Origin of the sequence: Streptomyces sp. NPDC000229 (assembly GCF_040300825.1) — a bacterium.
In the GTDB taxonomy this organism is placed as follows: domain Bacteria; phylum Actinomycetota; class Actinomycetes; order Streptomycetales; family Streptomycetaceae; genus Streptomyces.
The window spans coordinates 196,317-219,474 of the sequence record NZ_JBEPEL010000004.1 but is presented as its reverse complement, the minus strand read 5'-3'; the positions used below and the strand labels follow the sequence as shown (position 1 = coordinate 219,474).

14 protein-coding genes and 1 pseudogene are annotated in these 23,158 nt (G+C 72.3%); all 15 read left to right on the top strand.

The window, feature by feature from the left end:
• Positions 1–216: pseudogene (locus ABT360_RS04560) on the top strand (hypothetical protein); the annotation flags it as partial.
• 4 nt (positions 217–220) lie between these two features.
• Positions 221–1,018 carry a DUF4255 domain-containing protein gene (locus ABT360_RS04555; protein WP_351810528.1) on the top strand — a complete coding sequence of 266 codons (798 nt, stop codon included), beginning with the start codon at positions 221–223 and terminating at the stop codon, positions 1,016–1,018.
• A gap of 33 nt (positions 1,019–1,051) precedes the next feature.
• Positions 1,052–3,040 carry an ATP-binding protein gene (locus ABT360_RS04550; RefSeq protein WP_351810571.1) on the top strand — a complete coding sequence of 663 codons (1,989 nt, stop codon included), beginning with the start codon at positions 1,052–1,054 and terminating at the stop codon, positions 3,038–3,040.
• Positions 3,031–3,315 (top strand): hypothetical protein, encoded by a 285-nt coding sequence (locus ABT360_RS04545; protein ID WP_351810525.1) that lies wholly within the window; start codon positions 3,031–3,033, stop codon positions 3,313–3,315. The genes ABT360_RS04550 and ABT360_RS04545 overlap by 10 nt, the downstream gene beginning before the upstream one ends.
• The gene (locus tag ABT360_RS04540) at positions 3,312–9,785 is read left to right on the top strand and encodes an eCIS core domain-containing protein (RefSeq protein WP_351810522.1); all 6,474 of its coding nucleotides are present in this window, start codon (positions 3,312–3,314) and stop codon (positions 9,783–9,785) included. Before ABT360_RS04545 ends, ABT360_RS04540 begins: the two co-directional genes overlap by 4 nt.
• Before the next feature lie 38 nt (positions 9,786–9,823).
• The gene (locus ABT360_RS04535) at positions 9,824–10,531 is read left to right on the top strand and encodes a hypothetical protein (protein ID WP_351810519.1); all 708 of its coding nucleotides are present in this window, start codon (positions 9,824–9,826) and stop codon (positions 10,529–10,531) included.
• A complete protein-coding gene (locus ABT360_RS04530; protein ID WP_351810516.1) occupies positions 10,528–11,193 on the top strand; it encodes a hypothetical protein in 666 nt (221 codons plus the stop codon). Before ABT360_RS04535 ends, ABT360_RS04530 begins: the two co-directional genes overlap by 4 nt.
• A gap of 3 nt (positions 11,194–11,196) precedes the next feature.
• Positions 11,197–11,553, top strand: coding sequence for a hypothetical protein (locus ABT360_RS04525; RefSeq protein ID WP_351810513.1), 357 nt, complete (start codon positions 11,197–11,199; stop codon positions 11,551–11,553).
• Positions 11,546–12,688: a hypothetical protein gene (locus ABT360_RS04520; RefSeq protein WP_351810510.1), complete on the top strand. Its 1,143-nt coding sequence runs from the start codon at positions 11,546–11,548 to the stop codon at positions 12,686–12,688. The genes ABT360_RS04525 and ABT360_RS04520 overlap by 8 nt, the downstream gene beginning before the upstream one ends.
• A gap of 18 nt (positions 12,689–12,706) precedes the next feature.
• Positions 12,707–13,234, top strand: a complete 528-nt coding sequence (locus tag ABT360_RS04515) for a phage baseplate assembly protein V (protein ID WP_351810507.1) — start codon at positions 12,707–12,709, stop codon at positions 13,232–13,234.
• Positions 13,235–13,256: 22 nt separating this feature from the next.
• On the top strand, positions 13,257–13,592 hold the full coding sequence (locus tag ABT360_RS04510; protein WP_444852173.1) for a hypothetical protein: 336 nt from the start codon (positions 13,257–13,259) through the stop codon (positions 13,590–13,592).
• The gene (locus ABT360_RS04505; protein WP_351810501.1) at positions 13,589–13,966 is read left to right on the top strand and encodes a GPW/gp25 family protein; all 378 of its coding nucleotides are present in this window, start codon (positions 13,589–13,591) and stop codon (positions 13,964–13,966) included. Before ABT360_RS04510 ends, ABT360_RS04505 begins: the two co-directional genes overlap by 4 nt.
• Positions 13,963–17,151 (top strand): putative baseplate assembly protein, encoded by a 3,189-nt coding sequence (locus ABT360_RS04500; RefSeq protein ID WP_351810498.1) that lies wholly within the window; start codon positions 13,963–13,965, stop codon positions 17,149–17,151. Before ABT360_RS04505 ends, ABT360_RS04500 begins: the two co-directional genes overlap by 4 nt.
• A gap of 5 nt (positions 17,152–17,156) precedes the next feature.
• Positions 17,157–20,897 carry a putative baseplate assembly protein gene (locus ABT360_RS04495; RefSeq protein ID WP_351810568.1) on the top strand — a complete coding sequence of 1,247 codons (3,741 nt, stop codon included), beginning with the start codon at positions 17,157–17,159 and terminating at the stop codon, positions 20,895–20,897.
• On the top strand, positions 20,894–23,083 hold the full coding sequence (locus tag ABT360_RS04490) for a hypothetical protein (protein ID WP_351810496.1): 2,190 nt from the start codon (positions 20,894–20,896) through the stop codon (positions 23,081–23,083). Before ABT360_RS04495 ends, ABT360_RS04490 begins: the two co-directional genes overlap by 4 nt.
• Positions 23,084–23,158: the final 75 nt, after the last annotated feature.

Sequence of the window (23,158 nt, the reverse complement as noted above, 5' to 3'; positions counted from 1 at the left end):
GACAGTGCCTGCGACAGCCCCGCCACCGCGCCCAGGGCCGCCACGGCCACCCCGCCGAAGCGCGTCGTCCACGTACAGATCGGCCGCCTCGAGGTGAGCGCGGCCCCGCCGCCCGGCACGCCCCGCGCCGGCACCGACCGCTCCGGCCCCACCGGGCGGCGCGCACCCGCGCTGAGCCTGGACGACTACCTGGCGCGCGGCGAGAGGAGGAACTGAGGTCATGAGCAACGCACTTGCCGTCGCGACGGTCACCCAGGCCCTGGCCCTGCTGATCGGGAACAACCTGGGCCCCGAGATGGACATCGCCGTGAAGGTGGAGACCCGCAAACCACCGGCGGAGCCGCCCGTCGACCCGACCATCAACGTCTTCCTCTACCAGGTCACGCCCAACGCCTCGATGCGCCACTACGACCTGCCCACCCGTTCCTCGGACGGCACGCTGATCAAGCGCCCGGCGGCGGCGCTGGACCTGCACTACCTGATCAGTGCGTACGGGGAGGAGGCCGAGCTGGTCGGCCAGCGGCTGATCGGCTGCGTGGTGCGGACGCTTCACGAGATCCCGGTGCTGCCGAAGGAGTTGATCGAGCAGGCGGCGGAGCGTCCGTATCTGACCGGCAGCGATCTGGCGGAGTCGGCGCAGAAGGTGCGGTTCACGCCGACGGTCATGGACGTCGACGAGACGTCCAAGCTGTGGGGGATGCTGCACCAGACGCCCTACACCCTGTCGGTGGCCTACCAGGCGTCGCTCGTCCTGCTGGAGGGCCGCGGGATCCCGGTCCCGGCCAAGCCGGTGGAGCAGCGGACGGTACGGGTCCTGCCGTTCGGCGCGCCGGGTGCGCCGGTGCCGCCGGGTACGCCGGAGGAGCGTGAGGCTCCGGTGGAGGCCCCCGAGGCCGCTGCGGAGGAAACCGCGGCGCCCGCGGCACCAGCGGCCCCCGCGGCCCCCGCGAAGAAGCGGGCCCCCGCCAAGCGGTCCGCTCCCGCCCGTTCACGCAAAGCCCCGAACAAGGAGGGCTGAGGCACAGTGCGCGACACGGGGGCGGGTGCGGACATGGGGACGCCGGACGAGGGAACGGGTGGGGAGGGCCGGGCGCTGGCGGCCGCCATCAGCGCGGTCCTCGCCCGTGTGGACGCCCACGCGGCCGGGGCGGGGCGGGGCGGCCCGGCGGCGACCACGCCCGGTGCGGGCTGCCGCCCCACCGGTCCCGCCACCGCCACGGAGCCCCGGAGCGCGGTGCCCGCCGCGCTGGACGCGTTGGTGACGTGCTTCGGGCTCACGCCGTTCGAGCGGGACGTCGTCCTGCTGACCGCCGCCGCCGAGCTGGATCCCACCGCCGGGAGCCGGTGCGCCGCCGCGAGCGGGGACCCGGAGCGGGCGCATCCGACGTTCGGGCTCGCCCTGGCCGCGCTCGCCGGCCCGCACTGGAGCGCGCTGACACCCGTGGGGCCGCTACGGCGCTGGCGGCTCGTCGAGCTGGACGACGAGACCCGGCTGACCACGTCCCGGCTGCGGCTCGACGAGCGGATCCTGCACTTCCTGGCCGGCGGCCCGTATCTGGACGCGCGGCTGCACGGGCTGCTGCGGCGGACGGCCGTACGTGACGCGCTGCCCTCCTCGTACGACGTGGCGGCGGGCCGGATCGCGGCCGTGTGGGCGGACCCGGGCGCCGGGCAGCACGCGCCGCTGCGGGTCGAGCTGGTGGGCGGCGACCCGGTGTCGCGCGCCGACATCGCCGCCGCGGCCGCCCGGCGTTCGGGGCTCGGGTTGTACGCGATGGCCGCCGACGACATCCCCACCGACCCGGCCGAGCGGGACCGACTGGCCCGGCTCTGGCAGCGGGAGGCGATCCTGCTGCCGGCCGCGCTGCTGGTGGAGGTCGGGGACCTGGACCGCGACCAGGCCGCCGCCACGGACGCGTTCATCGAGAGCGCCGCCGTGCCCCTCGTCGTATCGAGTGCCGATCCGCGGCAGACCTCGCGGCCGCGCGGCGAGCGGGTCACCGTGCCGGCGCTCGACACCGACGAGCAGGTGCGTGTGTGGGCGGACGCCCTCGGCGACGTACCCGAGGTGTCCGAGGAGGACCTGAAGGACCTCGTCGCCCAGTTCTCGCTGCCGCCCCACCTGATCCGCTCGGCCGGCGCGGCCGTCGTACGGGATCTGCCCGGCGGGGACGAGCACGACGCACGCGAACTCGCCTGGCGGGCGGGGCTCGCCGAGGCGCGGATGGGCATGGACGAGCTGGGCCGGCGGATCGAGCCGCAGGCGGGCTGGGGCGACCTGGTGCTGGCGGAGCGTCAGGTGAAGGTCCTGCACGAGATCGTGGCCCATGTGCGGCAGCGCTCCACGGTCCACCAGGACTGGGGTTTCGCGGCCACACTGCGCCGCGGACTCGGGGTCACGGCCCTCTTCGCGGGCGGGTCGGGCACGGGCAAGACGCTGGCCGCCGAGGTGATGGCGAAGGAGCTGGGGCTGGATCTGTTCATCATCGATCTGTCCCAGGTGGTCAGCAAGTACATCGGTGAGACCGAGAAGAACCTGCGCCGGGTCTTCGACGCCGCCGAACGCGGCGGGGCGCTCCTGCTGTTCGACGAGGCGGACGCGCTCTTCGGCAAGCGCAGCGAGGTCAAGGACAGCCATGACCGGTACGCGAACCTCGAGGTCAGCTACCTGCTGATGCGGATGGAGGCGTACCGGGGCCTCGCGATCCTCACCACCAACATGAAGCAGGCGCTCGACACGGCGTTCATGCGCCGTATCCGCTTCGTCGTCGACTTCCCCTTCCCCGGCGAGAACGAGCGTGCCGAGATCTGGCGGCGGGTGCTGCCGGCGCGGGCCCCGATGAAGGACATCGACCCGGTGCTGCTGGCCCGGCTGACCGTGGCGGGCGGCTCCATCCGCAACATCGCGCTGTCGGGCGCGTTCCTCGCGGCCGAGGAGGGCGAGCGTCTCCAGATGCGGCACATGCTGGAGGCGGCGCGTACCGAATACCTCAAGCTGGACCGCTCCTTGACGCCGTCGGAGGTCCACGGATGGGTCTGAACGAGTCACCACGTACCGTACGCATCGACATCGGCGAGCTGGTGCTCGACGGCTTCGACCGGGTCGACCCCGATCGCGTGTCGGCCGCGTTCCAGGCGGAGCTGGCCCGGCTCGTACGGGAGCGGGGGGTGCCGCTGGCGATGGACGGCGGCCGGGCGCTGGACGCCCTGTCCGGGCTGCCGCCGCTGCCCGCGACGACGTCGCCGGGGCGGCTGGGCGAGGCGCTGGCGCGTGCGGTGCACGCGGGGCTGTCGGGGCGGGGTGAGGCGCGATGAGCACGTCCCACGCACAGGACGCTCAAGCGGCACAGAGGGAGCGGCGCCGCAAGCGCAAGGAGCGGGCCGCGTCCCGCGCACCGGAGCCGAAGAACATCGTCAGCGGCGCCGGCCAGCCGCTGGACCTCGGCGTGCGGCGGGAGCTGGAGGAGCGGCTCGGGTACGACTTCGGCCAGGTCCGGCTGCACACGGACCGGGACGCGGACGCGCTGACGGACATGCTGGGCGCCGACGCGGTCGCGGTCGGCCGGGACATCTTCTTCCGGGAGGGCGCCTACCTGCCGGGGACGGCGGACGGGCAGCGGCTGCTCGCGCACGAGCTGCTGCACACGGTGCAGAACCCGCACGGGCTCGGCGCTCTGCGGGCGGGCCGCGACCTGGGCGCGGTGAGCCTCCCGCAGCAGGCGGTGGAGCGCGAGGCGGAGTCGGTGGCGCAGGACCTGGTACGGGAGGGCGACGCGTCCCCCGAGGTCGAGCCGGGCCGGGCGACCCCGGGCTGGCTGCGGTACGCCACCGTCGACGCCGACCGCCGGCGCCTGGAGGAGCTGGACCCGGCGACCCTGGTGGACCGGCTGGCGAACGGCGTACTGCGCTCGCTGCGCGGCGACCCGGAGGACCTGTCGGGGCGGGTGCGGTTACAACTCGCGCGGATGGCACCACGGTTGCAGGAGTCGGTGATCGACCGGCTGGAGGTGCGGCTGCTGTCGAACGAGTACGACCGGCTGCTGGACCTCGTCGAGGAGTCGGACGCCGGGCCGGTCGAGCTCGGCCCGGCGGAGGTGCCCGGCCCCGAGATCGACCTGTTCGAGGAGCTGGGTGTCGAACGCACCCGGTGGCAGCGCAAGGAGGAGGGCGACCGGGCGTCCGGCGACAAACGCACCGACGAAGCCCGCGAGGAGCGGCGGGACGCCCGGGCGCGGGACGAGCAGCAGGGCGGCGAGCGGAGCAGGGCACGCGCCGACGCGGCGGCCGAGGAGCAGGAGGCGGCGCGGCGCGAGGAGCAGGAGGACGAGCGCGCCCGGTCCCGGGCGCGGGCGGAGCAGGAGCAGCGCCAGGAGGAGGACCAACAGGCCCAGGACCGTCAGCGCGTCGACGAGGCCGCCGACGAACGGGCGGAGGAGCGGCAGGAGGGCACCGAGCAGGCCGAGGAGGAGCGCAAGGCCCAGCGGGACCGCGAGGAGCAGGATCCGGAACAGGCCAACGCCCCCGGCGCGGAGAAGCGCAAACGCAGGGACGACGCGAAGAAACCGGCGGCCGGGTCGAAGCAGGAGAACCTCGACCCGAAGGCGAAGCCCCAGCCCGGTCCCGTACGCCCGGACAAGGTCGACGAGCGCGCGGAGCAGCGCGACAGCGAGCTGTCCGAGCACGGCCTGCACGAGAAGGACGAGGACGAGGGCGAGCCGCTGGAGGCCGAGAAGCCGCTCGGGCTCGAGGCGGGCGCGGACCGGGAGATCGGCGGCGGGGACGCCGCGGGTACGGCGGGGGCGGTCGGGGCCGAGGCCGAGCTCGAGCCGGAGGACTATCTGCCGGCCACCGACCTCGACGTGTCGTCCGTACCGACCGCGGAGAACCCCGACGCCCCCCTCCCCACCTTCCCCGCTCCCCCGCCGACGAAGGCCGAACAGGTCCAGGCGCAGCGGGAGAACGACGCGGAGGAGGAAGAGGACGAGGACGCCCCGGAGACGGAGGCGAAACCGCCGGGCGCGGAGACGGGACCGGTCGAGGGCGAGGCACCGCAGCCGGAGGGCGGTCCGGCGGCCGAGGCCGGCGACCGCGCCGAGAAGGATCTCCAGCCGGAGAAGCCGGTGGACCAGGAGGTCGGGCCCGATCCGGCGACGGACGCGCGGCAGCAACCGGAGCCGGAGGCGGAGGAGCGGGACCCGGAGCAGGAGCAGGAAGCGGCGCAGCGCGATGCGGACGACGGGCCGGAGGGCCCGGCCGCGGAAGCACCGGACGCGCGGGAGGCCGCGGATCAGGAACAGGAGCGCAAGGAGCAGGAGGAGCGCCAGGAGCATCGGGGCGCGAAGGGGCTGCCGCAGGGGGCGGCGGCGGAGAAACCGTCCGGTTCGGCGGGCTCGGAGGTGAGTTCGTCACCGGTCGCTCCACCGGCGGGCGCCCACAACGAACGCAGTGCCGTGGAGGACCGGCGGCCCTCCCCCGCCGCGCGCCGGGTCGCGGACTCCGCGCGGGGTGACCACGAGGGATCCGCGCCGCAGAGCCGGATCCCGAAGGAGAGCGGACCGGGTGCCGCGCCCACCGGTGTGGTCGGCGGCAGTCGTACGTCGGCGCCGAGCGCGGCCGCCGGTCCCGGTGGGGCGCCGCCGGTGGCGCAGGCCGCGGTGGGTCCGGCGGCCGAACAGGCGGCCGCGCCGGGGCGGTTGGGCGCTCCCGCGCCGGAGGGTGCCAAGGCGCAGCCGGACGCGTCGCTGGAGAAGGACGGTGGCGGGTGCGCCCCGCCCGAGCCCGCCGCGGAGAAGGAGGAGGGCGGCGGGAGCTGCGGCGGCGGGGGCGGTGCGGCCGCTCCCGAGGAGAAGCAGCAGGAGCCGCCGGACGTCTCGGGCCAGGACCCGAAGGCCGCGATCGGCACGGTCAGCAAGCTGGCACCGGACCAGGCACTGGTCGCCATGCCCGGCGTGGACGCGGCGGCGGACAAGAAGGTCGGCCAGGAGCAGCGGCGTCTGGACGCCAACCCGCCGAAGCGGGAGCGCCCTTCGGGCGCGCCGCGAACCCAGTCGGCTCCACCGGAAGCGGCGCCGCCCGCGCCGCAGGTGACGGGCAAGGTCGAGAGGATCGGGCCCGAGGAGCAGGGCGAGAAGCAACGGGCCAAGGGCAGCGAGAAGGCGCAGGGCCAGAAGCCGACCGACAACACTCCCCCGCCTGCGATGCCGGTGGCGGAGAAGCTCAGTGCGGAGGAGGCGAAGAACGTCGAGGCCGCGGCCGACGCGGTACCGACGGTCGACCCGGAGTTGCGCAACAAGACGGTCGGTCCGGCGCCCAAGATCAGGCTGGAGGGGGCGAGTGATCCGAAGCGTACGGACGACCAGGCGAAGGCGCTGAAGGAGAAGCAGTCCGAGATCCAGGACACGGGGCGTCAGGACGCCGCGAAGCCGATGGGTGAGGACCAGATCTTTCCCGACGCGCCCAAGGAGCAGTTGGTCGGCTCGGCCTCGGGTGGCCGCCGCACGCGCGGTGGCCTGGCGAGGGCGGCGGCGCCCAAGCCCGGTGTCGGGGCCGTCGCCAAGCAGGAGCGCGGCGGCGAGATCCAGGGTGCGGCGGGCCAGGCGCAGGGCGATCTGGTCGCCAAGGAGAAGGAACACCAGCAGGGCGAGCAGCAGGCCAAGCGGGAGAAGCAGACCGAGATCGACCGCGAGGTGGCCCAGAACGCGGCGAAGCAGACTGCGGAGCGAGGCCGGGCCGCCGAGGAGGCGCAGCGCGAGCGGGAGACCTGGCGCGCCGAGCAGGACAAGAAGATCGAAGAGGCGGACACGAACTCCGGGAAGGAGCACACCGCCAGGAACAAGGAGATCGTCAAGGCCCGCGACGACAAGGACAAGGAGGTCGAGGACCGGAAGAACAAGGACAACGAGCGGATCGACTCCGAGCGCGAGAAGGCGGAGAAGGAGGCCGAGAAGAAGAAGGAGGAGAGCAAGCCTTCGGGAGGCTTCCTCGGCTGGGTCGCCGACCGGGTGAAGAGCGTGTTCAACGCGATCCTGGACGCGGTCACCGCGGTGTTCGATGCCGCGCGCAAGGTCGTCAACTCGATCATCGACACGTTCAAGGAGTGGGCCAACAAGGCCATCGACTTCGTACGGGACCTCGCGATCAAGGCGATCAACGTGCTGGCGGACGCGCTGATCGCGATCGGCGATGTGCTGCTGGCGGCCTTCCCGGAGCTGCGGGACAAGTTCCGCAAGGCGATCGAGGGGCTCCGCGACAAGGCGATCGCCGCGGTCAACAAGCTGGCGGACGGCCTGAAGAAGGCCGTGAACGCGCTGCTCGACGCGCTGGCGGCGGGCCTGAACAAGCTGCTCGATGTCCTGGAAGCAGGCCTGAAGGCCGTCATCAAGGCGTATCAGGCGGTGATCCTGGGCGCGATCAAGTTCGCGCAGGCGGCGATCGAGGCGCTGGGCAAGTTCGCGGCGCTGGTGGCGGACATCGCGCCGGACCCGGGCGGGTGGCTGGGCAAGGCGGGCAGTTCGGCGAAGGCGGGTATCCAGGACCACCTGTGGGGCGCGATCAAGACGGGCGTCAAGCGGTGGTTCGACACGAAGGTCGAGGGGATCCTCGGGCTCGGCAAGGCCGTGATCGACGTCCTGGTGAAGGGCTGCGTCTCGATCAAGCAGATCGGGAAGATGGCTTGGGACGCGATCATCGCGTCGCTGCCCATGATGATCGCGTCGATCGTGATCGAGAAGGTCGTCTCGATGCTCGTGCCGGCTGCCGGCGCGATCCTGACGATCGTTCAGGGCCTGATGGCGGCGTGGCAGAGCCTCAGCTCGATCCTCACCGCGTTCGGCAAGTTCTGGGCGTACCTGAGGGCGGTCAAGGCGGGCCCGGCGGCCTGTCTGTTCGCGGAGGCGGTCGCGGCGGGGATCGTGGCCCTGCTGGACTTCATCACCAACTTCCTGATGCTGCGCCTCACGGCCGCGACGAAGGGCGTGGGCAAGCGCCTCAAGGCGATGGCCGAGAAGATTCTGAGGGGGCTGAAGAAGACGGGCAAGGGCGCGAAGGAGGCGGCGGGCGACGCGGTCAACAAGGCGCGTGGTGCGGTACGCAGCGCGCAGGAGGCCTTGCGACGGTCGGCGCTCCCGGCGAAACCGAAGGGCCCCCGGGTCCCGAAGAACCGCTCCACCTCCACGGACCGCGGCCCGACCGCCAACCGGCCGTCGAAGGACACCACCACCGACCGCCCGACGAGCCGCACCCCGGACCGGGAGCGCGACCGCCGCCGCGAGGAGTCGGAGGCCCAGCACGACCGTCAGCGCCCCGAGTCCCGCCCGGACCGCGCCCCTGACCGGGCCCCGTCCCCTTCCTCGGACCAGCGCCCCGGCACCAGGAGGGACAAGTCTCCCGACTCTGCGCCGAAGAAGCGGAAAGAGGTCGAAGCCCCGAAACGCCAGAAGCCCCGCAAGCCCAAGTCCTCGTTGGGCAAGGCCCTTGACAAGATCAAGGGCAAGGTCAAGTCGGCTCTGAAGAAGATCCGCAACACCGGCAAGACGCTCGGGAAGAAGCTGCGCAAGAGCAAGGTCGGGCAGGCGCTGAAGAACAGCGGCAGGAAGATCCGCGATGTGTTCAAGAAGAAGCGCGATCGTATGCGCGACGACAGGAAGAACCGGCTGAACAACAGGAAGCAGCGGCGTGATGAGCGCCGGAAGAAGGAGACGTCGCAAAAGGCCAAGCATGACCGCCTTGACCGGATCGTTCCACGCCTGTACAGGATCCTCAAGGACCGGCTGGAACCGGGCATCCCGCAGCCGGCGCATCGCCTTCTCCTTTCCGCCCTGCGCACGTGGTACCGGCTGACCACCCTGGAAAAAGAAGGGAAACCGGACTTCAAAATCCGCGCGACCCTCAACCCCGGGCGCACCGTCATCACCGGGATCTCGGAAAACCTTCGGGATTACTTGAAGAGGCAGCAACTGCCGCGGCCCGTCGTGCTTCCCTTGCCGCGGAACGGTACGCCGCCGGGGGTCCGCCCGGGATCGGAGACAAACGCCAAGTACATCAACCCGGTGTACGCGACGGAGCACGGACGCGAGCCCAGTGGCCAGACCACCGAAGGATTCGATTACATCGACCTGCACAAGTTCAACAAGAATCCCGGTGGCCCTCAGTGGGACCGCATGCATCTCATACCACGTGAAGTGGGCGGAGCGGCCAAGACGACCAACTTCGTCCCTGCCAGGAACGAGGACAACCGATCCTTCTACAACACCATCGAAAAGTTCGCCGGCCAGTCGTTCGGCCAGAAGTCGACGACCGATCCACCGATTCCTGGATGGTACAGGCTGTCCCTCGACAGGTATTCGGGTACGGCCCGGGCATACCCGACCGGCAAGTACCCGGAAGGTTTCCCCGAACGCATGGAAGCCCAGTGGGGCCTGTACGACAGGAAGGGACGCGGGTCGGGCCTCAACCATACGGACTGGAAACAGTTGCCGGCCAGCATGACGGCCGTTATCCGCTTCGATCCGCCGCCGATCCCGGGCACCGCTCCGGCCACAGTGAACATCAACAAGAGCACCAGGGAGGAAATCAAGGCCGTCCTTCGGCAGAGGAGCCTCTTCATGGACGCCGTCATGGCGGAACGAGGGAGGGTCGGACCCGGCGGTACCGCCTTCAAGGACATCGCGGACATGCGCAGGAAGCTGGCCCGCTTCAGGTCCGGCGCAGGGAAGAGCCTCTACAACCTCGACAAGAGCATGGACGAGGTGGAAGCACGGTACGCCTCCGGTCTTTTCACCTTCTAGCCGCCTCACCGGCCCCCACACCGACAGAAAGTGCACACATGCAGAACCTGACACCGAACGAGCGACGATGCGCGGCGGCCCTGACAGAAATCGGAGAGAGCCCGTTCCTCGAATCGGAGTGCGGAAGCACCGAGCATCTGGCAGAGCCCGTGGAAGAGCTACTGCCATTGTACGAGCACAATTCGGATTGGGAGGAGGTGGAGTTCGACAGCCGCCTACTGAATTGTGCCTTGCGATTCTCGGATTTCGGGGCCCGGTGGTCGACACGGGAGAGCCTGCCGGAGATCCACGGCGAATTCCATGTGCTGCATTTCTACGACGTCTTCGACCAGACCGAAGGCCCCTCGGCCGGGCACGAGACGTCTGACTTTCAACGAGATTTCCTGGCGCAGCTTCGATATTTCGACCATACACCGCGTTCCGGTGCCGGGATGATGACCTACATCCGCATGCAGCCGCAGGTCACACCGCTGGAGATCTGGTACCAGGACATCGCCGACATCGGGCGGCATCCCTACCCCAGAAACTACATCAGAATGGACATCACCTACTGCGAGTACCTTGAGGCCCTGACACTGACCAAAGGCACCTACGGCTGGCAGTACCTCTATGCAGACATCTCCCTGCGGGAAAGCGGATTCGAGAGCAAGGTGCATTATCTGACCAGCATGCTGGAAGTGTTTCCCGACCTTTTTCCCGCGTACGACTACACCCCGCTCGCCGAGCGACTGGAGGCCCGGCTGTGACCCGCTACGCCGACATACCCAAACCCATCCGCTCCGGCATCGTCGTCGTCGACCCCGAGCGCGGGACGCCGCAGCGGATCATCGTGCTGCAGTTCAACCCCGACACCCTGGAGCGCTCCCTCGCGCCGCAGGCCGCCGGAGGAAGCGGCGATGCCGGTGGCGGAGGGAGTGGAGGGGACAAGAACGAGGCCCTCCGGCTCAAAGGGCCCGCCGAGGAGACGTGGAAGTTCACCGCCGAGATCGATGCGACCGATCAGTTCGAGGTCGCCGCGCCGGAGGGGATCCATCCGCAGTTGGCCACGCTGGAGATGCTGGTGCACCCCACCACCGCCCAGTTGCGGGAGGCTTCCCGGCTGACCAAGAAGGGAGCCATCGAGATCAGTCCGATCGAGGTGCCGCTGACGCTGTTCACCTGGGGGAGCAAGCGCGTCATGCCCGTGCGGCTCACCGAGCTGTCGATCAATGAGTCGGCGTTCGACGTGCGGCTCAATCCGATCAGGGCTTCGCTGAGCATCGGGATGAAGGTGCTCAGCGTCAGCGACCTGCCGGCCGGGCACCGCGGGGCCGATCTGTATCTCGCGCATCTGGCGCAGAAGGAGCGGCTGGCCGCGTCCGCACGGGGCGGGCGGCCGGCCGAACTGGGGCTTGGACGGGGGCTGTAAGCAATGAACGAGCCCTACGAGAGTGCGTTGGACGCGATTCCGGGGTCGCACCCGTATCCGCGGACCAGCCGGTACCACGACGCGGAGACCGGGGTGCACCGCATGCCCGACGGAACCGAGGTGCGGTACACCAAGCGGCGGTTACTGCCCCCGCTGCCGTCCGGCGAGGAAGGCGAGGACACCGCGCCGCACACCGTCAGCAGCGGTGAGCGCCCGGACCACCTCGGGCAGCGGTACTTCGGCGACCCGGGGCAGTGGTGGCGGATCGCCGACGCCAATCCGGTCCTGGATCCGCGGGAGCTGACCGGGGAGCCGGGGCGGGAGATCCGGATACCGCAGGCGGGCGGGTTCCATGGCTGACGAAACGCCCGTCGGGGGCGGGCCCGTTCATCTCACCCTGCACATGGGGCCCAAGCTCACCCGTCCCGTCCCCGCCGAGGTCGCGGCGGCGTTGCTGTCCGCGCAGATCACCATGACCGCCGGGGAGCGGAGCGGGTTCCAGCTCGCGTTCGACCTCACCAAACGAGGGCTGATCACGGACCGGCTGCTGCCCGAGGGGTTCTTCGACCCCAGGACCCGGGTCATCGTCACGACCTCGGTCAAGGGGACGTCGACCGTGGTCCTCGACGGTCTCGTCGTACGGCAGGAGGTGGGGGTGAGCAATGTTCCCGGCCAGTCGACCCTCACCGTCACCGGCGAGGACCTGACGCTCCTGATGGATCTCGAGGAGCGGACCGATCGCTACCCCAACCTGCCCCCTTCCGAACGGGTGAAGAGGATCCTCGCGCGATACGCCGACTACGGCATCCGTCCGCGGGTCGTCCCGGAGCACGTGCACCAGCCGCCGCGCGAGCAACTGCGCGTCGAGTACCAGACCGGGACCGATCTGAGTTACGTGACGGAGCTCGCCCGGGCCAACGGCTACACCTTCTACCTGGAGCCCGGGCCCGGGCACCAGCAGTCCTTCGCCTACTGGGGGCCCGAGCGGCGGCTGGGCCGACGGCAGCACGCGCTCAACGTCAACATGGACGTCAACTCCACTGTCGACCAGCTGACGTTCGCCTACGACGGGACGGCACGCGAGGAACCACAGGCACGCTGGCAGGACCCCAGGACGCGGAACTCGCTACTGCTGCCGCAGCCCGACATCAACCCCCTGCGCCCGCCGCTCGGCAAGCGGCCCACGCCCGCCCTCAAGCGCAGGACACTGTCCGGCACCGCGAAGAGGGCTCCGGAACAGGCCCAGGCCGAGCTCCTGGCCAGAGCGGCGACGTCCGCCGACGCGGTGTCCGGCTCCGGGTCGCTGGACGTCAACCGGCACGGATACGTGCTCCAGCCGCGTGAGCTCGTCGGGGTCCGCGGCGCCGGTCGGGCGTACGACGGCGACTACTACGTCAAGTCCGTCACCCACAACATCAGGCCCGGCTCGTACCAGCAGAACTTCACGCTCTCACGTGAGGGACTGATCGCCCGCAGCGGCACCGTGCGACCGTGAGGACCAGGAGAACTTTGCATGGCTGCAGGATCGAACAACCGGTTTCTCGGCAAGTTCCGGGGCCAGGTGGTGAGCAACCGGGATCCGCTGAGGATCGGCCGCGTCACCGTCAAAGTGCCGGACGTGCTGGGTGATGAGCCGTCCACCTGGGCTCTGCCCTGCCTGCCTTTCACCGGGCGCCAGTCGGGGCAGTACGCGGTTCCGGCGGAAGGGGCCGGCGTGTGGGTGGAGTTCGAGCAGGGGGACCCGAGCTACCCCATCTGGACGGGGTGCTGGTACGGGCACGAGTCCGAGCTGCCGCCGGACGCGCTGACGGGTTCACCGGTGCACCCAAACGTGGTGATCCAGACCTCCGACCAGCACAAACTGGTGATGGGGGATGTGCCGGGCGGCAACGGGATCCGCCTCCAGGCCACCACGGGAGCGTATGTGCAGATCGACGAGAAGGGCGTGACCATCGCCAATGGCCAGGGCGCGTCGATCGTGCTGACCGGCAGTGAAGTCAACATCAACGAGGGCCGGTTGATCGTGCCCAAGAAGCCATAGTCAGGAAACGGGGAGAATCGTGTTGTCCGGGAATCTCGTGAACGGCGGTACCTCGATCAGCTGCCCGCACGGCGGCCGGGTCGTGCCCGCGTCCGCCCCGTCGTCCGGAGTCCGGGTCGACGGGCATCCCGTGCCGACCGCGGCCGATGTCTTCACGGTCATCGGCTGCCGGCACACGGTCGACGGTGTGCCGCACCCCTGCGCCACGGTGCGCTGGACGCCTGCCCGCGGCGGGGTGCTGGTCGACGGCTCGCCGGTGCTGCTCGACACGACGTCCGCGCTCTGCTTCAGCGCCGCGCTCGTCCCGCAGGGCCCGCCCTTGGTGACGGTGACCTCTCGGGGGGTGTCCTCGCGATGAAGACGGTACGTACCGACATCGCCTTCCCGTTCCGGGTCGATGCCCGGGGCCGGACCGCGCACGCGGACTACGACGAGCATGTGCGCGACCTCGTCGAGCAGTTGCTGTTCACCAGCCCCGGGGAGCGGGTGATGCGGCCCGACTTCGGCTGCGGGCTGCTCGATCTGGTCTTCACACCCAACAGCCCCGAGCTGGCCTCCGCCCTGGAGTTGTCGGTGCAGGCCTCGTTGCAGCGCTGGCTGGGCGACCTGATCGAGGTGGAGGCGCTGGACGTGGTGAGCGAGGAGAACGTGGTCCGGGTGTATCTGCGCTATGTGGTCCGCTCCACCGGGAGCCGGCGCGACGAGATGTTCGAGGGGAGGGGGGCCGCATGAGCGGTACGGTCACGGACGGCAGGCGCGCGCGGGTACGCGCCGCACAGCTGGGCGGTGTGGACGCCGTCGAGGTCGGCGACGACGGGCTGACCCTGACGGTCACGTTCCTCGGCAAGGCCCCCGAGGGGCTCTGCCCGGAGAACATACGCATTGACGGCGGCCGCCGGATCACCGGCATCGAGGCCGTCGAGGTGTCCGTCGAGCGCGAGGAGGACCCGGAGCTCGACGACCGGCTGTACGTCACTCTCGACCGCGCCGGCGACATGTCCCGCTACCGCCTCTCGGTCGTGGACACCGACCCGTACGGACGGCCGGGCACCGAGCCGTTCCCGGGGTTCGACCAGCGGTACTTCTCCGCGGAATTCGCGTTCCGTCCCGACTGCCCCACCCCCTTCGACTGCAAGGACGAGCAGCCCGGCCGCCCGGCCGCCTTCCCCTCCGCGCCCGTCATCGACTACACGGCGCGCGACTACGACACGATCCGCAGCCTCATCCTGGACCGGCTGGCGCTGACCGCCCCGGACTGGGTCGAGCTCCCCCAAGCTCTCGACTTCGCTCGAGCAGGGGGGACCCCCAGCGCCGCCGACCTCGGTACGACGCTGGTCGAACTGCTCGCCCACACCGCCGACCGGATCGGCCACCAGCAGGACGCGGTGGCGACGGAGGCGTACCTGGACACCGCCCGCCGCCGGGTGTCGTTACGCCGGCACGTACGGCTCATCGACTACCCGATGCACGACGGCGTCAACGCCCGGGCGTTCGTCACCGTCGAGACGGTACGGGAGGTGACGCTGGCGCCCGGCACGTTCCGCTTCGCCGCCGTGGACGTACGGAGACTGGGGCCGCGTGACCGGCCGGAGGTCGGCACCGTGATCGACGACCGGGACCTCGCCGTGCTGGAGGAGCGCGGGTCGGTGGAGGTGTTCGAGCCGGTCGTGCCGCACGAGCCGCTGGTGCTGCGCCCGGCGCACAACACGATCCGCTTCTGGACCTGGGGCGGCGAGGTGTGCGCGCTGCCCGAGGGGGCGACGGCCGCGACGCTGCGGGACGCGTGGGCGGACGAGAAGTGCCAGACCCGGGCCCTGGCGCTGGAGCCGGGTGACGTGCTGCTGATCGAGGAGGTGCGGGGGGTACGGTCCGGGACGCCCGGGGACGCCGATCCGGCGCACCGGCAGGCCGTGCGCCTCACCTCCGTCACCCCGGCGGTGGACCGGCTGTGCGACCAGCCGGTGCTGGAGGTGACCTGGGCGGCCGAGGACGCGCTCGCCTTCCCCGTCTGCCTCACCACGCGGGGCGGCCCGGACTGCGAGCAGGTCCAGGACGTGAGCGTGGCGCGGGGCAATGTCGTCCTGGTGGACCACGGCCGGTCGCTCGCCTTCTGCGGCGGCAGTCCGGAGACGGTCACCGTGCCGCCCGCGCCGGCCGTCCTCGGGTCGTGCGACCCGTCGGGCTTCGGCTGCTGGGACGGCAACAGGGGCAACGCCCCGGCCGGTCTGATCACCACCCGGCTGCGGCAGACCCGCGGCGGCCGGTCACTGACCGCCGAGCAGGTGCGGGAGTTGTTCACCGTCGTCGGTGAGGACGCGACCGGCCGGGCCGGCATCGGTCTGGAGCTGGCGGGCCGGCGACGCGCCAAGGTCGTCCCCGGCACGGCGTACGCCCAGGCCGAGGCGCTTCAGACGCTGCTGGCGCAGGTGGTGTACCCGGGCATCGCGCCCCGCTTCCGGCCGTTGCTGCCCCGCTCCCCCGTCGTGCAGGCGGTGCCGTTCCCGGAGCCCGGGCGGGTGTCGGCCGGGCAGGCGGAACGGCTGGCCGCGATCCCGGGCCGGGTGCGGGCGCGGCTGGTGGAGCTGTGGCGCTCCGCCCGTGACTGCGACGGCCTGGCGGAGCCGGAGATCGCCGAGCTGACCGTGCTCTTCGGGCTGCGGGTGCTGGAGCGCGTCGAGCTGCGCCGGCACCCGGTGCGGGCGCTGCGCGAGCTGCTGCACCGCGCCGAACGGCTGCTCGCCGCCAAGTCCCGGCGGCTGGGGGTGCTGACCGCCCGGGCGCGAGCCGGGGCGGTGCTCGACGGGTCCATCGCCTGGGAGATCGCCCACACGTGGGGCCCGGTGTACGCGGCCGGGCTGCATCCGGACGAGCCGGTGCTGCGGGGGCCCGCCGCCGCGCTCGTACAGGATCCGCGTGCCGCGTTGCCGGCCGTCACGGTGGTGGAGGGCGACGAGGTCTGGGTGCCGAGGCGGGACCTCCTGGACAGCGGCCCGCGCGACCGGCACTTCGTCGGGGAGCTGGAGGACGACGGGCGGATCGCCCTGCGCTTCGGCGACGGGCGGCACGGTGCCCGCCCGCGGCCCGGGGCGCGGCTGGAGCTGCGGTACCGGCTCGGTGGGGGCAGGGCCGGCAACGTCGGCGCGGAGGCCATCAACCACCTCGTCCTGTGCCGTGACCCGGAGGATTCCGACACCGGGACGCCGATGCCGGTGGCGGGCGTGCGCAATCCGCTGCCCGCCGTCGGCGGGACCGAGCCCGAACCGGTGGATCAGGTCCGGCAGTTGGCGCCGCTCGCCCTGAAGCGCTCGCGCCTGCGTGCCGTCACGGCCGAGGACTACGCGGCGCTGGCCGCGGAAGTACCCGGCGTGCAGCGGGCGGCCGCGGAGATCCGCTGGACCGGCAGTGTGCAGGAGGCGCACATCGCCGTCGACGCGCTCGGGAGCGGCGACCCGTCCCCCGAGCTGCTCGACTCCGTGGCGTACGCCCTGGAGCGGTACCGCCGGATCGGTCACGACCTGGTGGTCGGCCCGGCCCGGCACGTACCGCTGGACGTCGCGCTCACGGTGTGCGCCGCGCCCGGCCACCAGCACGGGCAGATTCTGGCCGAGCTGTACCGGGTCCTCGGCAGCCGCGGGCTGCCCGGCGGTCGGCTCGGGTTCTTCCACCCCGACGCCCTGACCTTCGGCGAACCGGTGCGGCTGAGCCGCCTGGTGGCCGTGGCCGCGGCGGTCCAGGGCGTGGAGGGCGTACGGGTGACGCGGCTGGCCCGGCTCTTCCACGAGGACCCCCTCGACGACACGGCACTGGAGGCAGGCGTGCTGCGGCTCGGCCCGCTGGAGATCGCGCGTTGCGACAACGACCCCGACCGGCCCGAGCTGGGCCGGCTCTCGATCGAACTCGGCGGAGGTGCCCGATGAGCGGCATGAGCGGCTCCCGGCACTGCGCGTGCGGCTGCGGGGGGCACGGGCACGACGAGCGCCACGCGCCGAAGGCCCTCTACAACCCGCCGGGGCGTACGGCGCTGGACTACCGGGTCGGGGAGTACGGCTCGTTCCTGGCGGCCATGCTGGACCGGCTGGCCTCCCCCGCATATCCGGCGCTGCGCGGGCTGACCGTCCGTACGCCCGACGACCCGGCGATCGCGCTGCTGGACGCCTGGGCGGTCGTGGGCGACCTGCTCACGTTCCACTCCGAGCGGATCGCCGACGAGGGGTACCTGCGCACCGCGAACGAGCACCGGTCGCTGGTGCTGCTGGGACGGCTGGTGGGGCACCGGCCACGGCCCGGCGTCGCGGCCGGCACGCACCTGGCGTACACCCTGGACCGCGATCCACGGGACCGGGACACGGAGGTGCTGATCCCGCGCGGGGCGCGCAGCAACAGCGTGCCGGCGTCGGTCACCGAGGAGTCGCAGACCTTCGAGACCAGCGAGGACCTGACGGCCCGCTGGGCGTGGAACGAGCTGGCGGTACGGCGGCGCCGGCCGGGCCTGCTCACGGCGGACGACCTGCGGAAGCGGTCCGAGATCCACGTCTCCGGCACCGGCACGCCGCTCCGGACCGGTGAGCGGCTGCTGTTCGTCTTCGCGGACGCCCAGCGCTTGTTGCTGCCCGTGGCACGCGTCCGCATCGACCGGGACGACGACGTGACGGTGATCGGGCTGCCGCGGTCGGCGCCGCCGTCGCTGAGCGCCCTGGTGGCCGAGCTGCGCCGGTGGATCACGGAGGATCCCTTCGACACGGAGGACGGGGAGCCGACCCCGGACAACCCCAATCCGCGTCCCGTCAGCATGCTCATCGAGACGTTCGACGAGCAGGTGCTGGCGCCGCTGCGCGCCGATCTGGACGGGATCACGAGCCCGGCCCGGTTCGCCCGGCGCCTCGCGGACCCGCACGAGCGGCTGGCCGAGGCGCAGGCGATCGCCGCTCCGTACGAGGAGGTCGCCGCCTGGTTCGAGCAGTTGGAGGCGGTGGTCGGCGACCTGCGTGAGCGGGCGGCGGACCTGGAGCCGTCACAGCCGGTGCCCGCGGCGGAAGGTGCACCCGGTTCCGCCGCCATGAGGGCCCTCGGAGCCGTGCTGCCCGCGCTGCGCGGCCGCGAGGTGAAGCCGCCCCCGCATGCCCTGACGCCCACGGTGGAGAGGCTGTTCGCGCCCGGCTCCGATGTGGGGGCGCGGTTGCTGTCCGCGCTGGATCCCCGGGTGGCGGACGGGATGTACGCGGCGTGGCGCCGTGCCGCTCCCGTCACCTCCCCGCTGCTGCGTGAGCTCCAGGTGTTGCGGGAGACGGCCGCGCCGTTCGGTGCGACGGCTCCGCTGAAGCCGGTGCAGGACGAGCGCGGCACGGTGATCCGGCAGACGGACTGGCCGCTAGGCGGTTCGGCCCTGACCACGATGCGGGTGGTGTACGACACGGCGGGCCGGGTTCCGGTGCGTGCCGAGTTCCAGCACGTCGAGACGGGGGCCTCCGTACAGGTGTCGGAGAATCTGCCCGCCGAGAAGACGTTCGTGCTGGGCCCCGGCGAGGTGTCGTTGCAGACCCGGGCGGGGCAGGACCACGACCTGGGCTGGTTGACGCGGCGCCCCGCCGACTCGCAGGAGCCGGGGGTGACCGCGCAGTTCAGGCCCGGGTTGCCGGACCGGAAGCTGTTCATCTCCCGCCCCGCCGAGGACGGGCGCGTCCATGTGGTCGTGGACAACGGTCAACCGCTCAACTGGCTGCTGCGCCCCGGTGAGCACCGCCAGGTCAGGCACGGCGGGCTGGAGGTGACCGTGCGGTACACGGTCGGCAGTGAGCCGGCGAACGTCGAGATCGGCCTGGCCACCGTGCCGGAGCGGGCCGACCGCCACGTCCTGCGGCTGGACTCGGTGCACGACGGGATCACGGTCGGCAGCTGGGTCGCGATCGAACGTCCCCGCAAGGGGGCCGCGAACGGCGTGCCGGGCGACCCGGCGCTCGCGTTCGTGACGACCCGGGTGACGGCCGTGCGCACCGCCGCGTACACCGACTTCGGCATCACCGGGCGCGGTACCGAACTGACGCTCGCCGACCCGTGGCTGGACGAGCACGACGTGCTGCTGTCCACGATCCGTGACGCCACCGTGCACGCGGGCGGGGAGGTGCTGCGCCCGGCCGACGAGCCGCTGGGTGAGGACGTGCACGGCAACCGGATCGAGCTCGCCGAGCTGTACGACGGGTTGCGGCCCGGCCGCCGTCTGATCGTGTCGGGCGAGCGGACCGACATCCCCGGCACGGCGGGCGTGCGCGGCACCGAACTCGCGGTGATCGCCGCCGTGGAGCAGCGTTACGACCCGCACCTGCCCGGCGACCACGTCCACACCGAGCTGACGCTCACGGCGGACCTCGCGTACCGGTACCGGCGTGACACCGTGCGCGTCCAGGGCAATGTCGTCCCCGCGACGCACGGCGAGAGCCGTGACGAACCGGTGGGCAGCGGTGACGCGAACCGCGCCCATCAGACGTTCACGCTCTGGCAGTCGCCGCTGACCTGGCTGCCCGCCGAGAATCCCCTGGGCGCGACGCCCACCCTGGAGGTACGGGTCGACGGGCTGCTGTGGCGCGAGGTGGACAGCCTGGCCGGGCGCGGGCCGACCGAGAGGGTGTACGTCACCGGGACGGCCGCGGACGGCCGGACGACGGTGACCTTCGGCGACGGGGTGCACGGCGCCCGGCTGCCCACCGGCCACGAGAACGTCCGCGCCCGGTACCGCTTCGGCACGGGGCGGGCCGCCAACGTCGCGGCGGACCGGATCACCCAGGCGGTGTCCCGGCCGCTGGGCGTCACCGCCGTCACCAACCCGCAGCCCGCGACGGGCGGCGCGGACGCCGACGGCCCCGGCCTGACACGGCGCACCGTCCCGCTCGCCGTCTCGGCGCTCGACCGGCTGGTGTCCGTCGAGGACTACGAGGACTTCGCGCGTTCACGGGCGGGCATCGGCCGGGCGGCGGCGCGCGAGGTGTTCGACGGGCGGCGCCGGGTGCTGCACATGACGGTCGCCGGTGTGGACGACATCGCGATCGGCCCCGACTCGGAGGTGCTGCGCGCGCTGCGCTCCTCGCTCGCCCGGTACGGCGACGCGCGCCTGCCGGTACGGGTGGACGTGCGGGAGCTGGTGCTGTTGCTGCTGTCGGCGCGGGTGAAGGTGGCCCCGGACCACACCTGGTCCGTCGTGGAGCCCCGGCTGCGGCAGGCGCTGCTGCGCCACTTCGGGGCGGGGCAACGGGAGTTGGGGGTGCCGGCCCGGCTCTCCGAGGTGCTGGCGGTCGCGCACCGCGTGCCGGGGGTGGACTACGTGGACGTGGACGTGTTCACCGGGGTGCCCGCGTCCGCCACGCCCGACGAGGTGGCCGGCCTCGCCGGGTCGCTCGCCGAGCCGCGCACCACGGTCCCGGCGAGGCTCGCGCGGTACGACGAGGACGTGCACCGCGTCACGGCCGAGGGCGGGGAGACGCTCACGGCCGTCGCCGCCCGGTACGGCCTCCCGCTGGCCGAACTGCTGCGGCTGAACCCGGACATCACCGATACCCGGCGGCTGGGGAAGGGCCGGCCGGTGTGCGTGTTCCGCGGCATCCGGCCGGCCCAGCTCGCGCTGCTGTCCCCGCACATCGCGGACACGCTGATCCTGACGGAGGTCACCGCATGAGCCCGATCGACAGGGAACCGGACGGGCTCATGGAGCTCCTCCCGCAGTGGCACCGGCTGCGTGACGCCGAGGCCGGGGAGCCGTTGCGCGCGCTGCTCGCGGTGATCGCCGAGCAGGTCGACCTGGTGCGGAGCGGGGTCGAGCAGAACTACGAGGACTGGTTCGTGGAGACGGCCGCGCCGTGGGTGCTGCCGTATCTGGGCGACCTGGTGGGCTACACCCCGTTGCCGGGCTACGAGCGGGTCCAGGCGCGGGGGCTGGAGGGCGCGGACGGCGACTCGCGCGCCCGGCTCGCCGAGGCCCTGGCACCGCGCCGGGACGTGGCCGCCACGGTCGCCAACCGGCGGCGCAAGGGCAGCCTCGCGCTGCTGGAGGAGCTGGCCGGCTCGGTCGCCGGCTGGCCGTCGCGGGCCGTGGAGTTCTCCCGGCTGGTCGCGGGCCATCAGCCGGTCAAGCTGTACGGGCCGGGAACGGCGGCCGGGAACGCGCGGCGCCTGGAGCGCGGCCGGCTCGCCGACGTACGCGAGGGCGCGGCGCTGGACCTGGCGGGCGGCCCGTTCGGGGCGGTCGCGCGGTCGGTGGACGTGCGGCGGGCCGGTTCGGCTCGCCGGCAGGGCGGCCACTCCCCCGCCGGGGTGGGGCTGTTCGTGTGGCGGCTGAAGCCGTACCGGGTGACCCGCGCGCCCGCGTACTGCGTCGACCGGGCCCGCAACCTCTACACGTTCTCGATCCTGGGCAACGACGGCCCGCTGGTGACGAAGCCGGTGCCCGAGCCGTCGGCCACGCTCCCCCTGCCTCCGGTGGGGGGACCCCCAGCCACGATCGACAACGTACCGGCGTACATCCGCCGCCGGCAGCTCGCCGACCGGCTCGCCGACTACTACGGGCCGGGCAAGTCGTTCACGATCTGGCGCGACGGGCAGGACGAGCCGGTGCCGATGGCGGACCTGGTGGTGGCGGACCTCTCGGGCTGGCGCTACCGCCCCAGGCGCGGGCAGGTCGCGGTCGATCCGGTGCTCGGCCGGATCGCCTTCGGGTCGCGTTCGGCGCCCCGGCAGGGGGTGTGGGTCACGTACCACTACGCCTTCTCGGACGACATGGGCGGCGGGGAGTACCCGCGCGAGCGGGAGACGCCGGCGGGCGCCAAGGTGTACCGGGTCGGGCCCGGTCAGGCGTACCAGCGGATCATGGACGCGTACGGGGACTGGCGCGGCGACCGGCGGGCGGGGCAGTGCGGGCCGGACGGCGTCATCGAGATCACCCACAGCGGCGCCTACCAGGAGCAGCTGGACTTCGACCTGGACCCGGGCGACCGGCTGGAAGTGCGGGCGGCGGAGGGCACCCGGCCGGTGATCCGGCTGCTCGACTGGTACAGCAACCGGCCGGACGCGCTCAACATCCGGGCGCAGGAGGAGTGTGCGGGCGACGCGCCCCGGATCGTGCTGGACGGTCTGCTGATCGCGGGGCGCGGGCTGAACGTCACCGGTCCCGTGGGCGCGGTGATGCTGCGGCACTGCACGCTGGTGCCCGGCTGGTCGCTGGAGCCGGAGTGCGACCCGCACTCGCCGGAGGAGCCCAGCCTGGTGCTCGACCGGACCACGGCGTGCGTCGCCGTCGAGCGCAGCATCCTCGGCACGATCGAGGTGATCGGTGACGAGGTGGGCCGCGACCCGCTGGACATCCACATCCGCGACAGTGTCCTGGACGCCACCGGCCACGACCGGGCGGCGCTGTCCGCCCCGGACTGCCGCCACGCGCACGCCGTCCTGCACGCCCACCGCACCACGGTGATCGGCGAGGTCCACACCCACGCGGTGGAGATCGCCGAGAACAGCGTCTTCACGGGGCGGCTGCGCGTCGCCCGCAGGGGCATCGGCTGTGTGCGGTTCTCCTATGTGCCGCCCGGCTCGCGCACCCCGCGCCGGTACCGCTGCCGGCCGGACCCGGCGGCCGGCCGGCACGAGCCGCCGGTGCGCCCGCTGTTCACCAGCGAGCGGTACGGCACACCGGCGTACGCGCAACTGGCGGGCGGCTGCCCCGACGAGATCGTGCGGGGCGCCGAGGACGGCTCGGAGATGGGCGCCTTCCACGACCTGTACCAGCCGCAGCGCATGGACAGCCTGCGGGCGCGGCTCGCCGAGTACACCCCGGCGGGTACGGACGCGGGGGTCATCACGGTGACGTGACGATCCCGCACACCCGTACACCCCTACGACCTGTTGAGCGACTTCCGATGACTTGTGAACGACGGACTTCCTAGG

Coding starts and splice junctions, on each gene's coding strand:
- ABT360_RS04555 (WP_351810528.1), top strand. CDS start 221: ATGAGCAACGCACTTGCCGTCGCGACGGTCACCCAGGCCCTGGCCCTG.
- ABT360_RS04550 (WP_351810571.1), top strand. CDS start 1,052: ATGGGGACGCCGGACGAGGGAACGGGTGGGGAGGGCCGGGCGCTGGCG.
- ABT360_RS04545 (WP_351810525.1), top strand. CDS start 3,031: ATGGGTCTGAACGAGTCACCACGTACCGTACGCATCGACATCGGCGAG.
- ABT360_RS04540 (WP_351810522.1), top strand. CDS start 3,312: ATGAGCACGTCCCACGCACAGGACGCTCAAGCGGCACAGAGGGAGCGG.
- ABT360_RS04535 (WP_351810519.1), top strand. CDS start 9,824: ATGCAGAACCTGACACCGAACGAGCGACGATGCGCGGCGGCCCTGACA.
- ABT360_RS04525 (WP_351810513.1), top strand. CDS start 11,197: ATGAACGAGCCCTACGAGAGTGCGTTGGACGCGATTCCGGGGTCGCAC.
- ABT360_RS04520 (WP_351810510.1), top strand. CDS start 11,546: ATGGCTGACGAAACGCCCGTCGGGGGCGGGCCCGTTCATCTCACCCTG.
- ABT360_RS04515 (WP_351810507.1), top strand. CDS start 12,707: ATGGCTGCAGGATCGAACAACCGGTTTCTCGGCAAGTTCCGGGGCCAG.
- ABT360_RS04505 (WP_351810501.1), top strand. CDS start 13,589: ATGAAGACGGTACGTACCGACATCGCCTTCCCGTTCCGGGTCGATGCC.
- ABT360_RS04500 (WP_351810498.1), top strand. CDS start 13,963: ATGAGCGGTACGGTCACGGACGGCAGGCGCGCGCGGGTACGCGCCGCA.
- ABT360_RS04495 (WP_351810568.1), top strand. CDS start 17,157: ATGAGCGGCTCCCGGCACTGCGCGTGCGGCTGCGGGGGGCACGGGCAC.
- ABT360_RS04490 (WP_351810496.1), top strand. CDS start 20,894: ATGAGCCCGATCGACAGGGAACCGGACGGGCTCATGGAGCTCCTCCCG.